This is a genomic window from Patescibacteria group bacterium (assembly GCA_041671645.1).
Classification (GTDB): domain Bacteria; phylum Patescibacteriota; class UBA1384; order XYA2-FULL-43-10; family 1-14-0-10-43-13; genus JBAZBD01.
Genome location: JBAZBD010000001.1, coordinates 657,897 through 672,220, shown reverse-complemented (window position 1 = coordinate 672,220; position 14,324 = coordinate 657,897). Strand labels below are relative to the sequence as shown.

Annotated in this window: 9 protein-coding genes; all 9 read left to right on the top strand. The window is 45.4% G+C overall.

Annotated features, from left to right (window positions below; all coding sequences use genetic code 11):
- The first annotated feature begins 109 nt into the window (after nucleotides 1–109).
- The 9 genes from WC227_03465 (at nucleotide 110) to infB (ending at nucleotide 14,315) form a co-directional block, all read left to right on the top strand.
- Nucleotides 110–2,326, top strand: a complete 2,217-nt coding sequence (locus WC227_03465) for a valine--tRNA ligase (protein MFA6963749.1) — start codon at nucleotides 110–112, stop codon at nucleotides 2,324–2,326.
- Between the two features lie 113 nt (nucleotides 2,327–2,439).
- Nucleotides 2,440–2,931, top strand: a complete 492-nt coding sequence (locus tag WC227_03460) for a hypothetical protein (GenBank protein ID MFA6963748.1) — start codon at nucleotides 2,440–2,442, stop codon at nucleotides 2,929–2,931.
- 255 nt (nucleotides 2,932–3,186) lie between these two features.
- The gene (locus WC227_03455) at nucleotides 3,187–3,333 is read left to right on the top strand and encodes a DUF5679 domain-containing protein (protein ID MFA6963747.1); all 147 of its coding nucleotides are present in this window, start codon (nucleotides 3,187–3,189) and stop codon (nucleotides 3,331–3,333) included.
- Nucleotides 3,334–3,441: 108 nt separating this feature from the next.
- On the top strand, nucleotides 3,442–4,839 hold the full coding sequence (locus WC227_03450; GenBank protein MFA6963746.1) for a sugar transferase: 1,398 nt from the start codon (nucleotides 3,442–3,444) through the stop codon (nucleotides 4,837–4,839).
- Nucleotides 4,840–4,850: 11 nt separating this feature from the next.
- Nucleotides 4,851–5,942 (top strand): glycosyltransferase, encoded by a 1,092-nt coding sequence (locus WC227_03445; protein ID MFA6963745.1) that lies wholly within the window; start codon nucleotides 4,851–4,853, stop codon nucleotides 5,940–5,942.
- Nucleotides 5,943–5,956: 14 nt separating this feature from the next.
- A complete protein-coding gene (locus WC227_03440; GenBank protein ID MFA6963744.1) occupies nucleotides 5,957–7,093 on the top strand; it encodes a hypothetical protein in 1,137 nt (378 codons plus the stop codon).
- A gap of 211 nt (nucleotides 7,094–7,304) precedes the next feature.
- Nucleotides 7,305–9,449 carry a DNA topoisomerase (ATP-hydrolyzing) subunit B gene (gyrB, locus tag WC227_03435; GenBank protein MFA6963743.1) on the top strand — a complete coding sequence of 715 codons (2,145 nt, stop codon included), beginning with the start codon at nucleotides 7,305–7,307 and terminating at the stop codon, nucleotides 9,447–9,449.
- A gap of 32 nt (nucleotides 9,450–9,481) precedes the next feature.
- Nucleotides 9,482–12,478: a DNA gyrase subunit A gene (gene gyrA / locus WC227_03430; GenBank protein MFA6963742.1), complete on the top strand. Its 2,997-nt coding sequence runs from the start codon at nucleotides 9,482–9,484 to the stop codon at nucleotides 12,476–12,478.
- A 58-nt stretch (nucleotides 12,479–12,536) separates the two neighbouring features.
- Nucleotides 12,537–14,315, top strand: a complete 1,779-nt coding sequence (gene infB, locus WC227_03425) for a translation initiation factor IF-2 (protein ID MFA6963741.1) — start codon at nucleotides 12,537–12,539, stop codon at nucleotides 14,313–14,315.
- The last annotated feature ends 9 nt before the right edge of the window (nucleotides 14,316–14,324 follow it).

The following is a 14,324-nucleotide window of genomic DNA, read 5'->3' as shown; positions in this document are numbered from 1 at the left end:
CAGGTCTCAATATGGTGTTGTCGAGCAACTTTGATGTCTTGGAAGATTTTGAATTTCTGTTTAATTTGTAATTGTGGAAATGCGTTCCTCTTTCTGGTATAAAAATAGTATGAAAGAAATTGCCAAAGCATACGATCACAATCAAGTCGAAACCGAACTCTACAAAATGTGGGAGGAATCGGGCTATTTCAAGCCGGAGGTCAATCCTGACGGCGAGCCCTATTCTATTATAATGCCGCCGCCCAACGCCAACGGTTCACTCCATCTCGGCCATGCCGTTTTCATCACGATTGAAGACTTGATGATCCGATTTGCTAGGCTCAGTGGCAAGGCCGCTCTCTGGCTACCAGGGGCAGACCATGCAGGATTTGAAACCCAGGTTGTATTTGAGAAGAAATTGGAAAAAGAGGGCAAAAGCCGATTCGACATGTCCAGGGAGGAGCTCTACAAGGCAACACTCGAGTTTACGCTTAAGAACAAAGAGGTAATGGAGTCTCAGCTCAAACGTCTCGGTGCTTCTTGCGATTGGGAAAGAGGCAAATTTACCCTTGACCCTGACATTATAGCCACTGTCTATCAGACTTTTGTTGATCTATATAATGATGGCTTGGCCTATCGCGCCTCTCGCCCGGTCAACTGGTGTACCAAACATCAAACCTCATTGTCTGATTTGGAAGTTAAATATGAAGAGCAAGTCGATCCGCTTTACTATATAAAGTATGGCCCTCTCGTCTTGGCTACCGTTCGTCCAGAGACGAAATTTGGCGATACTGCCGTTGCAGTCAATCCAAGCGACGCCAGATATAAGGAATACGTTGGCAAAGAAATCGAGATCGAAACAGTCTTGGGTAAGGCGAAGATTAAAGTCGTTGCTGACGATTATGTTGATCCCAAGTTTGGCACAGGCGCAGTCAAGATTACCCCAGCTCATGATCCGAACGACTTCGAAGTGGCCAAGCGCCACAATTTGGAAATCAGAGAAGTTATAGATCAATACGGACGTTTGAATGAAAAAGCAGGCCCATACAAAGGCATGAAGGTCAAAGAGGCCCGCCTCAAGGTTGCAGAAGATATGCAGGCCAAGGGATTGATCGAAAAAATTGACGAGAATTATACTCATACTGTTGGTAAATGCTACAAATGCGGCACCGTGATCGAGCCAAGAGTCCTGCCTCAGTGGTTCATTGCTGTGAACGAAAAAGGCAAGAAGTCCGGCAAGACACTAGCCAAGGATGCATTGGACGCAGTAGATACCGGCAAGACAAAGTTCGTAACTGAAAAATTCGAAAAAATATATCGTCACTGGATGACCAATATTCGTGATTGGAATGTCTCCCGCCAGATCGTCTGGGGGATCCAGTTGCCAGTTTGGTATTGTAAATGTGGCGAAACGATAGTTACAAACGGCGAAACACCAGAGCGATGCCCAGAATGCGGATCTACCAAACTTGACCGCGATCCTGACGTATTCGATACCTGGTTTTCTTCTGGCCAATGGCCCTTTGCCACTTTGCTCTCGCAAAGCGGCGAGTCGAAAGTCGAAAGTCGAAAGTCGAAAGATTTTGACAAATTTTACTCTACAACTGTCATGGAGACCGGCTGGGACATTCTCTTCTTCTGGGTCGCTCGTATGATGATGCTTGGACTTTATGTTACCGACAAGGTTCCATTTGAAAATGTTTATCTCCACGGCTTGGTCCGAGACAAGGATCGCCAGAAGATGAGCAAATCCAAGGGAAATGTGATAGATCCTCTCGGCGTAGCCGATTTGTATGGTTCTGACGCCGTCCGCATGGCGCTCGTTTTCGGCACTTCCGCAGGCAACGACGCAGTGATTTCGGAGGAAAAGATTCGTGGTATGCGCAATTTCTCCAACAAGATCTGGAATGCTTCCAGATTTACAATTTTACGTGTCACTGGTGGTGACGTTCAGACAGGTGAAATTGGAGAGGAAACAATAGGGGATCTAGAAATTGATAATTCTATTTTGACTGATGCCGACAAAGCGATATTGAAAAAGCATGCTGAGACAATTAAGTCAGTGACCAAGAATATCGAGAAATATAATTTCTCTTTTGCTGCGGAGGAAATTTACGCTTATTTCTGGCACGATTTTTGCGACGTATATATAGAAGCGACGAAGGCTCAACTAGATGACAGCAAAATTGGGAACAATACCAAGAAAATTCTTATCAAGATCATCGTTGAATCTCTTCAGATGTTGCATCCATTCATGCCTTTCGTGACTGAAGCCGTCTGGCAAGAACTTCGCAAGATATCGCCAAGGCTCAAAGACTCGATTATGATTTCCAAGTGGCCTCGCTAGTTATAAAGTAGAAAGTATAAAGTTGAAATTGTTGGAGCTCAGGAAAGCCGCCTTTTGACAGATTAATCTGGTTCGATTACTATGGTTGCATTAAGAATAATTGAAGGGAAAAGATGAACCAAAATACAAAAACATTTCTGATAGTGGTTGCCATAATCGTGGTGCTTGCGGGCGGACTGATTTTTGCCTCTACTAGAGGGGACAAATCCAAGACTGCTGACAATCAGCCAGACAACTATAGCGATCAGATTGGGGATGTCGCTGGCGCTACTACCGATACTGAGAATTTCTCCACAGACTATATCGAAAAGTTGGCCAAGTTCATGTCAGAAAAGGGCATGGTCATGTACGGTGCATACTGGTGCCCTCATTGCCAGGATCAGAAGAAGCTCTTCGGCAACGCGTTTCAATATGTTGACTACGTCGAGTGCGACCCACAGGGGCCTAGCGCCAACGAAGCAGAGTGTACAGCCAAGAACGTGACTGGCTACCCAACCTGGATTTATAATGGTACTCAATATTCTGGTGCCAAAACTCTTTCTCAACTTGCTCAAATCGTCGGATTCAACCAGACTGATCCTACCACAGCCGCACCTGCGAACTAATGCTGGGGATAACCTCGCTCAATAGTCGAAAGTTGAAAGTCGAAAGCTGAAGTATTTTGAGCTTGATGGACTAATTTACAGCTTCCAGAGAAGATAATATTTTGATGAGTTCACAGGCCTGATTTTTATTCTCAAATACGCTTGACATGTGAGCTCAAACGAACTTACAATTGTATTATGAAATTTAAACTCCTCATGCAGGACCGCGAGGCCCAAAGCGGAGGGGAAAAAATAAGGAAGGAGGTGAATTAAAAAATGGCAGAAGCATATTGTGTTAAATGCAAAGGCAAGGTTGAAATCCAAGGTGCAGAAGATTACCAAATGAAAAACGGTAAAATGGCAATCAAGGGTTCTTGCCCAAAATGTGGTACTAAGGTTTTCCGCATCGGCGGCAACAAATAATTTTTGACAAATTTTTTGTTTTTGAACAGTGAAGATGGCTCCGAATACCGGGGTCATTTTCTTTGGCCAAAGGTTGAAAGGGATAGGGAATTATAATATAGTTAGATCATGAAGAAAATTGAATTACTTTTCCTTGCCTTACGTTTGCCAGTTGACGCCTTTATGATCACTATTGCTGTTCTCGCGGCATATTATTATCGTGGCACTATCAATGTGCCTTCGCTTTATGGGTTGGCTCCGATCAACGATTATCTGAATTTAGTCTTTTATTTTATTCCGCTCTGTCTTCTCATCTTCGCTCTCACCGGCTCATATGACTCCAGACACAAGAAAACGAGCCTGGCTGAGTTGCTCAGCATTATTATCGCTGTTTCGGCTTATGTTTCGATTATGATTATTGAGCTTTTCCTGACCAAGACTGATTTCTTCTCTAGATTAGTTATTCTATTCAACTGGGCCTTCACCATTGTATTGGTCTTCGCTGGTCGTACTTTGCTTGGGCTGATTCAGCGGATTTTATATTACTACAATTACGGCACGAGAAGAGTCGCGATCATCGGTCGGGATGAATTCTCCTCTTCTATCGCCTCAAATCTCGGCGAAGACAAGGGTTTGGGTTATCGGGTCGTGGCGAAGCTAAATCCTGGCGACCACCTGATAATCGAACTGGACAAGACAAAATGCGACGACATTATCATCGCTCAATCAAATCTTTCCTCGGAACAGATTCAGGAAATTGCGTCTTATGCACGTCTGAATCGCAAAACATTGAAGATAATCCCAGATCAATTCCTCTTATTATTTTCCCATATGCGCCTAACCCAAGTGGTTGATTTTCCCGCTCTAGAGCTTCGTAGGACCCCGCTGGATGGTTGGGGCCGAATTTTCAAGAGAATCATTGACCTAGTGTTATCGTCTATCGGCATCGTCATCGCTTCACCAATCATGTTGGTCGTGGCCCTGATGGTCAAATTTACCTCAAAAGGTCCTATCCTGTATCGTCAAGAACGCGTTGGGTTGGACGCTAATTTCATGTTTTACAAATTTCGATCGATGAAACTAGAGGATTGTGTCGGAGAAGATTACGGCGGCGAAGCGGCCGAGAAGAAGTGGGAAGATCTCAACAAAAATTCAAACGAAGCTGACGGACCTGTGTTTAAGATCAAAAATGATCCGCGTATTACTTCTGTAGGCAGATTTATTCGGAAGACTAGTTTAGATGAACTACCTCAGCTTTTCAATGTGCTAAAGGGCGACATGAGCCTTGTTGGCCCACGGCCGCCACTTGAATCTGAGGTCAAGCAATACAACGATTGGCAAAAGCAAAGGCTTGGCGTGAAGCCAGGTATGACTGGCCTTTGGCAGGTCTCTGGGCGGTCCTCCATCAGTTTTGACGAATGGGTGCGACTTGATGCCTACTATATTGAGAATTGGTCAATCTGGCTTGATCTCAAGATTATTGTTCGTACATTTCTAGTAGTTATTTTCCGCCGAGGGGCGTATTAAAAGAAATATTTATGAAAATAGCACTTGTCCATGATTGGCTAACTGTCTATTCCGGAGCAGAGAGAGTTCTCTTGGCTCTTTCTGAAATATATCCAGAAGCCGAAATCTATACTTCGGTCTACGATCCAGTCAAAGTGACTGCTTTTCGCGACAAAAAGGTCCATACATCATTCTTGCAAAAGATTCCGCTGATGAAAAAGAAGAGGGAACTACTTATCCCTTTAACACCCTTTGCCTTCGAGCAGTTTGATTTTTCCAAGTATGACATTGTCATATCAAGCACAACTTTTCCTGCTAAGGGCATAATCACCAAACCCGATACGCTCCATGTATCGTACTGCCACACCCCAACTAGATATATTTGGGAGCCCCATCTAGATCCGCGAGCGGCCAAGGGTAAATTTAAGGGCTTGAGAGACCGAGTAATGCACCAACTTCGGATCTGGGATTTCCTAGCCGCCGATCGTGTTGACTATTTTCTGGCAAATTCTAAGTATGTGGCCAACCGTATTCAGAAGTATTACCGACGAGATTCAGATGTGATATACCCGCCGGTAGATGTGGACAATTTTACTCCCGCGCCCAAGGAAGAAATCGGGGATTATTTTCTCTTTGTCAGTCGATTGGTCGATTACAAGAGATGCGACGTCGCGATTAGGGCCTTCAATGAGCTCGGATTGCCGCTCAAAATAGTCGGTTATGGCCCAGATGAAGCAAAGTTAAAAGCGATAGCCAAATCAAATATAGAGTTTGCGGGCGGTAAATTTGGCAAGGAGCTCCAGGATATTTTTGCTCGAGCCAGAGCTTTTGTCTTTATGGCCGAGGAGGATTTTGGAATAGTGCCGGTCGAAGCGATGGCTTGTGGCCGCCCCGTGATTTGCTATTCCAAGGGCGGACAAGCAGAGTCAGCAATCCCAGGCACAACAGGCATATTATTTGATGAGCAGACTCCAGAAAGCCTGATCGAGGCAGTCAAGAGTTTCAAAGTTGAAGATTACGACCCGATCAAAATCCGCCGACAAGCCGAGAATTTCAGCAAAGATAGATTCAAGAGGGAGATAGAAGAAAAAGTTGAAGAATTAATGAAAGAATACAAAAAATAATTTTTGGAGGAATGATGAAAAAACTATTAATTTCACTCGGATTCCTGGCCCTGCTTGCGCCGATTTCCGCGCTTGCCGCAGAGTTCAAAGTTGATTCAGAGAAGACGGTGACGGTTGCTGAAAATACGGCCCCTCGCAATCTCTACGTCGCTGGCAAAAATGTTGATGTTGACCCACTGGTCGCGAGTGACCTCGTGGCGGCCGGAAATAATGTCACGGTACTCAAGGGCGCTACCGGTAGTCTGTTTGCCGCTGGCAACAATATCGATGTCAAAGGTGAAGTTGGTGGATCGGCCAGAATCGCCGGAAGCATTGTTACCTACGGCGCTGACACAGAGGAAGATCTACTGATTGGCGGAAGTAGCATCACGCTCAAAGACGACGTTACAATCGCAGGCGATGCTCTGATTGCTGGCAGTGACATTACAATCGGTAATGTCCATATCTTGGGCGACCTCAAGGCTGCTGCAGCCACTGTCACAATTGGCGGAGTGGTTGACGGCAATGCCGTAATCAGAGGAGCGACGACAGTGGCTCTTTCGGACAACACGATTATTAATGGTGATTTCACATATTACGCAGAAGAGCCAGTCGTACTTGGCGCCAACGCACAAATCAAGGGAAAAACTGAGTTTCACAAAATCAGCACGAGCGCCTCTTTTTCAAATTTTAAGGATTGGGCTTATGTCGAAGGCATGATTTATAAACTTTTCTGCGGTCTTCTGGTCTCGTTCTTCCTGGCTTTCTGTTTCAAGAAATTTGCCAAAACTCTTACTGGTAACACCGTTTCGAATTTTTGGAGTAATTCTGGCTGGGGCTTCCTAACTTTGATCGGGCTACCAATTATTGCGATAATTCTATTTTCTCTATTCATCGCGCCTTGGTTTGGCTTCGCCGCAATCTTGCTCTACACGCTCTATATTATGCTGGCGGCGGGGGCATTGAGTATAGTTTTGGGAAGCTTTGTCGACAAAGTCGTGAACAAGAAGAAAGAATATGAGCTCAACTGGAAGATTGTTCTGATTGGAACATTCTTCACATTCCTGCTTGGCTTTGTCAAAATTCTCGGTCCGCTTGTCCTCTTCGTCTCATTTGTCGCAATTTTTGGCTCACTGATTGCTCAAACATTTGCCTATCTCAAAAAACGCTGATTGACTCGCGAAAGAAGCTGGCGAGAGCAAGTAGATATTTCATATTTAATATGATCCATACAAAAACTGGCAGCGAAACGTTGTCAGTTTTTGCGTATTAAACATTTATTTTGCCCTTGTGAAATAGATCGAAACGCGTTAAAATGACCATAGAACACGAATCAGCCGTAATGACGCGGCATAGTTTAATTTGTATTTGGAGAATATTTCTATGACTGATGACAAGAAGAAAATAACTGAATCATATGACGCTTCCAAAATTACCGTTCTCGAAGGGCTTGACCCTGTCCGAAAGCGCCCTGGCATGTATATTGGTGGCACGGGTGTAGACGGCCTCCATCACCTGGTTTGGGAAATTCTCGATAACTCTATCGATGAATCGATGGCCGGATATTGTACCAAGATTATCGTCACTCTTTGCAATGACGGTTCTGTTTCTATATATGACAACGGCCGCGGCATCCCAGTAGACAAGCAAAAAACAACTGGCAAATCCGCCCTTGAGACTGTGCTGACCGTCCTACACGCCGGTGGTAAGTTTGGCGATGGCGGATACAAAGTCTCCGGTGGCTTGCATGGTGTCGGTGCTTCAGTCGTCAATGCGCTTTCCACCTGGGTCAAGGCAGAAGTACGTCGTGACAACAAGATATACCATCTTGAATTTGACCGAGGCGTTGCGGTTGGCGATATCAAGGCTGTCGGGGAATCGACCGAAACTGGTACTACTATTACTTTCATGCCTGATCCGACAATTTTCACCTCCACTACCGAATTTTCATTCCAAACAATTCTCAACCGTTGCCGACAGCAGGCCTATCTGACTAAGGGTGTGATGATTTCTATTGTCGACGAGCGCCAAAAATCGGCTCCAAAAGTAGAAAAAGTCGTCACTGATTCCGAAGACGAGAGCGAAGATCCAGTTGACGAAGAAGTTCGTACGGGCCGAGCCGGTGGCGATGAAGATGAAGAAATCATCGAGAAAAGTGGTCCTCAACAGTATTCGTTCTACTTTGAGGGTGGAATCGCTTCATATGTTCGACATATCAATAAAAATCGCCAAGCTTTCAACGAGCCGCCAATGTACGCCGAGAAAGAGCAAAACGGAGTTCTCGTCGAAATCGCTCTTGCCTACACTGATGATTTCAAAGAACATATTTATTCATTTGCCAACAATATCAACACGCCAGAGGGTGGCACTCATCTGACTGGCTTGAAGACCTCTCTGACTAGGGTCATGAACGACTTCGCCAAGAAAAATAATCTGACCAAAGACGCGCTGACCGGTGAAGACGTCCGCGAAGGTCTAACTGCTGTCCTGTCTGTCAAATTACAGGATCCTCAATTTGAGGGACAGACCAAGGCCAAACTTGGCAACACCGAAGTTCGTACCATAGTTGAGTCAGTCACGACCGAAGCGCTGGCAATTTACCTCGACGAGCATCCAACTGAAGCCAAGAAGATCATCGACAAATGCTCTCTTTCGGCCAAAGCTAGATTAGCCGCTCGCGCTGCCAGAGACACCATCATTCGCAAAGGTGCGCTCGATGGCATGACATTGCCAGGCAAATTGGCTGACTGTTCATCCAAAGACCCAACCAAAACCGAAATCTATATTGTAGAGGGAGATTCAGCTGGCGGCTCTGCCAAGCAGGGTCGAGATCGCAATTTTCAAGCTATCCTTCCGCTGCGTGGCAAAATTCTAAATGTCGAACGCGCCAGACTAGACAGAATGTTATCCTCAGACGAAATCAAGGCTCTGATCGTCGCCATGGGTGTCGGCATTGGCGAAGATATCAACTACGGCAAACTCCGCTATGACCGCGTTATTATCATGACTGATGCTGACGTTGATGGTGCTCATATTAGGACCTTGCTTCTGACATTTTTCTACCGAAATTTCCCAGATCTCATCAGCCACGGCCATATCTATATTGCTCAACCGCCACTCTTTTCAGTTTCCAAGGGCAAAGAGAAGCATTGGGTCTACACCGAGGCGCAAAGAGATGAAATCGTTCGCAAATTCAAAGCCGGCAAAGCCTTGCCTATCAAAATCGAAAAAGAAGATTCAGAATTATCCGAAGGCGAAGAGACAGAAGAAACTGGAGATACTGCGCCAGTCAAGGAAAATAGCGGCAGTGGCATCACAATCCAACGGTTCAAAGGTTTGGGTGAGATGAGCGCCGAACAGCTTTGGGATACCACGATGAATCCTGAGCACAGAATTCTACTTCAGGTAACTCTAGACAACGCCGAAAAAGCCGACGAAACCTTCACCATGCTGATGGGCGACCAAGTTCCGCCACGCAAGAAGTTTATTCAAACAAGGGCCAAAACTGTCAAAAATCTTGATGCCTAATTAAACTATAAATTTTTTAGAGATATAAAATCATGAATGACGAAGAATTAGACAATCAAAACATACCAGCCGAAGATATCGAAGAAATCACTCCCAGCGATGAAATTTCTGATGAATTAGTCGATGAAGATCCGACTGAGACAGAAGCCTCAGCGGAAGATTCTACCGATGAAGTTTCACCCACTGCGATTATCCCACGCAATAGCACGATCACCGATCGAGCTATTACCGAAGACAAATACGATCCCTTGATTGGCAATATGAAGCCTCGGGATCTGATCGTCGAGATGGAAACTTCATACCTCGACTACGCCATGAGTGTCATCGTTTCTCGTGCCTTGCCTGATGTCCGTGATGGTTTGAAACCAGTCCATCGTCGCGTCCTTTATGGTATGCACTCTACCGGCCTTCGTCACAACGTCAAATATCGCAAATCGGCCAAAGTCGTTGGTGAAGTCATGGGTAATTACCATCCACATGGCGACACTGCTATCTATGATTCATTGGTTCGCATGGCCCAGGACTTCTCGATGCGCTACATGCTTGTCGACGGCCAGGGTAACTTTGGCTCGATGGACGGTGACGGCGCGGCCGCCATGCGTTATACCGAGTGTCGTATGTCTTCTATTGCCGAAGAAATGTTGGCTGATATCGACAAAGATACTGTTAACTGGGTCGACAACTATGACGGATCAACACAAGAGCCAGTTGTCTTGCCAGCCAGAGTCCCGCAATTGCTGCTCAACGGCACGATGGGTATCGCCGTCGGCATGGCCACCAATATCCCCCCCCACAATTTAACAGAATTATGTGACGCCACCGCTCATTTGATCGACAATCCAGAAGCGAACGTCGATAATTTGATGGAGTTTGTGAAGGGACCTGACTTTCCGACTGGTGGCATCATCTACAACAACGAAGATATCAAGATGGCCTACGCTACTGGCAAGGGCAAAATTGTGATGCGAGCCAAGGCAGATATCGAAGAAGGCAAACGTGGTTTCCGAATCATTATTACCGAAATCCCATATCTCGTGAACAAATCCTCGATGATTGAGAAGATCGCTGATTTGGTCAAAGAGAAAAAGATCGAAGGTATTTCTGACCTTCGTGACGAATCTGACCGACGAGGCGTTCGCGTTGTCGTCGAACTGAAATCTAATTCCTATCCTCGCAAGGTTCTAAACAGACTCTTTGAATTAACTCCGATGCAGACAGCTTTTCACGTTAATATGTTGGCTCTTACCCCTGATCTAGAGCCGCAAGTCATGACGCTGAAGGACGTTCTGGGATACTATATTGAACACCGTAAAGAAGTTATTGAGCGACGAACTCGTTTCGAGCTGAAAAAAGCAGAAGATAGGGCTCACATTTTAGAGGGATTGAAGATTGCGCTTGATCATATTGACGAAGTCATCAACACCATCCGTGCTTCCGCAAATCGCGATGATGCCAAAACAAATTTGATGAAGAAATTCTCATTCTCCGAGAGACAAGCGGACGCGATTTTGGAAATGCGCCTATCTGCTCTAGCCGCACTCGAACGCAAGAGAATCGAAGATGAATACAACGAAATTTTATCCAAAATTGCATACTTGAAAGACCTGCTTGACCATCCAGAAAAAATCCTAGGCTTGATCAAAGACGATCTTAATGAAGTCAAGGAGAAATATGGCGATGCTCGCCGCACAGCAATTATGCCTCATGCTCTTGGCGATTTCTCGGCCGAGGATTTGATCCCGGATGAGCAAGTTATTGTTGCTTTTACTCGTGGCAACTACATCAAGCGTCAGGAGACTGATACATACCGTCGTCAGATACGTGGCGGAGTCGGTATCGTCGGTATGACTACGAAAGAAGAAGATATCGTCGATTATCTAGTTGGGGCTAGAACACATGATGATATATATTTCTTCTCGAACAAAGGCCGAGTATTTAAGAGCAAGGTTTATGAATTACCAGCTACTTCGAGACAATCAAAGGGCACGCCGATTGTAAATATTATCCAGATCGGCCAGGACGAAAAGGTCACAGCAATTTTGACAATTCCAAAAAGCCAAAACGCCAAAAAGTATTTCGTCATAGGCACAGTGTTGGGGGCAGTCAAGAAAACGGAAATCGAAAAGTATGACAATATAAGAAAAACAGGCATTATCGCTATGGGGCTGAAAACTGGCGACGAATTGAAATGGGTCAAGAGCGCCAACGATGGTGATATTGTTGTTGCAGTTTCAGAAAAAGGCCAAGCTATCTGTTATCGCGAAGCTGATGCTAGACCGATGGGCCGAAGCGCTTCTGGCGTAACAGGTATGAAATTGAGACGTGACGACAAGGTGATGTCGATGGATTTGGTGCCAGGATCTCAATGGCCAGAGGAGACCACAAAGAAAAATCTAAGTGAGCCTGACATGTTGATCGTATTGGAAAATGGCTTTGGCAAACGTACTATGCTCCGAAATTTCCATATTCAGAAAAGAGGCGGCATGGGGATCAGAGCCGCAAGCTGCACCACTAAGACTGGAAATGTCATCGGGATGCATATTGTCTATGATGACAAGGCGGACGTTGTCTTGGCCTCCAGAAAGGGACAATTTATCCGAATGGAGATCAAGAATATCAAACGTCTCGGTCGTGATACCCAGGGAGTCACTTTGATGCGTCTTCACTCTGGCGACAAAGTTTCTTCTGTCGCGCTGATTCAACCTGAAGAGAAGAGCATAGATCAAGATCAGCCTGAATTGTTGGGCACAGTAGCCCCTGTCGAGACATTGCCCATTGCCAAGAAGGGGAAGACTGATTCGAAAAAGGCCGAGCCGAAACCTGCTACAGCAGTATCCAAAGCCGCCGATGATGGGGAAATTGCTACTGACAAACCCGATATGGCAATCAACGCAGTTGTAAAGCCAAACCTCAGCGTTAAGTTCTATAACGACAAAGTGAAAGTTGACCCTGACAATCGCGATGATGAAAGCGCCAAGTCTGATCCGAAGGATGATCCAGAGGACAAAAACTATTGGGGCAAGAAGTAAATTGCCGAAAAAGTGAAAGTATGATAATGTATGACACATTAATTGGATCGAAGGAATAATGGTTGAAGACAAAAAAACAATAGAAATCGGCGATGTAGTAACAGTCAAAAGTTTTGCTGAGAAAGCAGATTTGCCTGTAACGGCCGTGATATCCCAGCTCATGAAGAGTGGCGTTTTGGCGAATATTAATGAGACTATTGATTTTGATACTGCTTCAATCATCGGAGATGATCTTGGGCTCAAAGTTGTCAAAGAGGGCATATCCAAGAAAACATTTGAAAAGTCCCCCTCGGAAGTTACTTCACGAAATTTAGTTCCTCGTCCGCCAGTAGTCACGATTATGGGCCATGTTGATCACGGCAAAACAACTCTTTTGGACCAAATCCGAAAAGCTCATGTCGCGTCCGGCGAATCTGGCGGTATTACCCAGCATATTTCTGCATACCAGGTTCAACTTACTGAGACCAAGAATAAAGAAATCAAGAACAAAACCATTACATTCATCGATACTCCAGGTCACGCCGCTTTCTCGGCAATGCGCTTACATGGAACTGCTATCACCGACATCGTTGTCCTGATCGTAGCCGCCAACGACGGCATCATGCCGCAAACCAAAGAAGTAATCGAGCAAGCCAAGGAAAGTAATGTTCCGGTTATAGTAGCTATCAACAAAGTCGATCTTCCTGATGCTGATCCGATGAAAGTAAAACAGCAACTTTCCGAATTTGAACTAGTCCCTGAGGAGTGGGGCGGCAAAACGATCATGGTAGAAATTTCAGCTAAACTGGGTACAGGAGTCGATAATCTTCTCGAAATGATCTTGCTTCAAGCCGAATTGATGGAGTTAAAAGCCTCTGTCGAGGACAAGGCGGTCGGCGTTGTGATCGAATCTCACATGGAAAAAGGAGCAGGCGCTATGGCCTCAGTACTGATTGAAAACGGTACTCTAGTACAGGGCGAACCAATATCGATCGGCTCAGTTTACGGCAAAGTCAGAATTCTCGAGGACTTCTTCGGCAGAGCGATCAAATCGGCTGGCCCAAGTACACCGGTCCGAATCGCAGGCCTCAAGTCTCTGCCTGATTTTGGCGACAAACTGATCGCATTCGACAACGAAAAAGAGGCGAAGGAAAACGCTGCCAAAGCAAAAGAGAATAAACCTCAGGTAAATATTGCAACTGCCAAGAGAATCGGTGGGTCCGAAGAGGCGCCAAATGATTACTATGAGCTAAGACTTATCGTCAGAAGCGATGTAGTCGGTTCTCTGGAGGCGCTCAAGAAAATGCTGGCCGAAATTCGTGGCGACGATTACGGCATCAAGATTATTTCTGAAGGTGTCGGCGCCGTTAGTGAATCAGATGTCACTTTGGCCAAAGCAACTCATTCTATTATTATGTCATTCCGTGTCGGCGCGTTAGGTGCAGCCAAGCGAATTGCAGAAAAAGAGGGTATCAGGATTAGCACCTTCCAGGTGATTTACGAACTTATTGACAATGCCAAAACCGAGCTTTCCGATCTATTGCCACCGGAAATCATCGAGGAAGAACTCGGAACTGGCAAGATTCTTGGGATCTTCAGAGACGACAGAAAAGGATTTGTAGCAGGCGGAAACGTGCTTTCTGGCCGGATTGTGGTAGGGGATGAAATCAAATTTTTGCAAAATAAACATGAGAAATATAAGGCGAAGGTTCTCTCTCTTCGCCGTGAAAAATCAGAAGCGAAGGAAGTCGAATCTGGCTCAGAGTGTGGTTTTGGCCTACCAGCTATGGCAAACGTAGCAGTAGGGGATGAATTTATTGTTTTCAAAACGATTCACAAAAAAAGAGAAATTGCCTGATTTTGATTT

Coding starts and splice junctions, on each gene's coding strand:
- WC227_03465 (MFA6963749.1), top strand. CDS start 110: ATGAAAGAAATTGCCAAAGCATACGATCACAATCAAGTCGAAACCGAA.
- WC227_03460 (MFA6963748.1), top strand. CDS start 2,440: ATGAACCAAAATACAAAAACATTTCTGATAGTGGTTGCCATAATCGTG.
- WC227_03455 (MFA6963747.1), top strand. CDS start 3,187: ATGGCAGAAGCATATTGTGTTAAATGCAAAGGCAAGGTTGAAATCCAA.
- WC227_03450 (MFA6963746.1), top strand. CDS start 3,442: ATGAAGAAAATTGAATTACTTTTCCTTGCCTTACGTTTGCCAGTTGAC.
- WC227_03445 (MFA6963745.1), top strand. CDS start 4,851: ATGAAAATAGCACTTGTCCATGATTGGCTAACTGTCTATTCCGGAGCA.
- WC227_03440 (MFA6963744.1), top strand. CDS start 5,957: ATGAAAAAACTATTAATTTCACTCGGATTCCTGGCCCTGCTTGCGCCG.
- gyrB (MFA6963743.1), top strand. CDS start 7,305: ATGACTGATGACAAGAAGAAAATAACTGAATCATATGACGCTTCCAAA.
- gyrA (MFA6963742.1), top strand. CDS start 9,482: ATGAATGACGAAGAATTAGACAATCAAAACATACCAGCCGAAGATATC.
- infB (MFA6963741.1), top strand. CDS start 12,537: ATGGTTGAAGACAAAAAAACAATAGAAATCGGCGATGTAGTAACAGTC.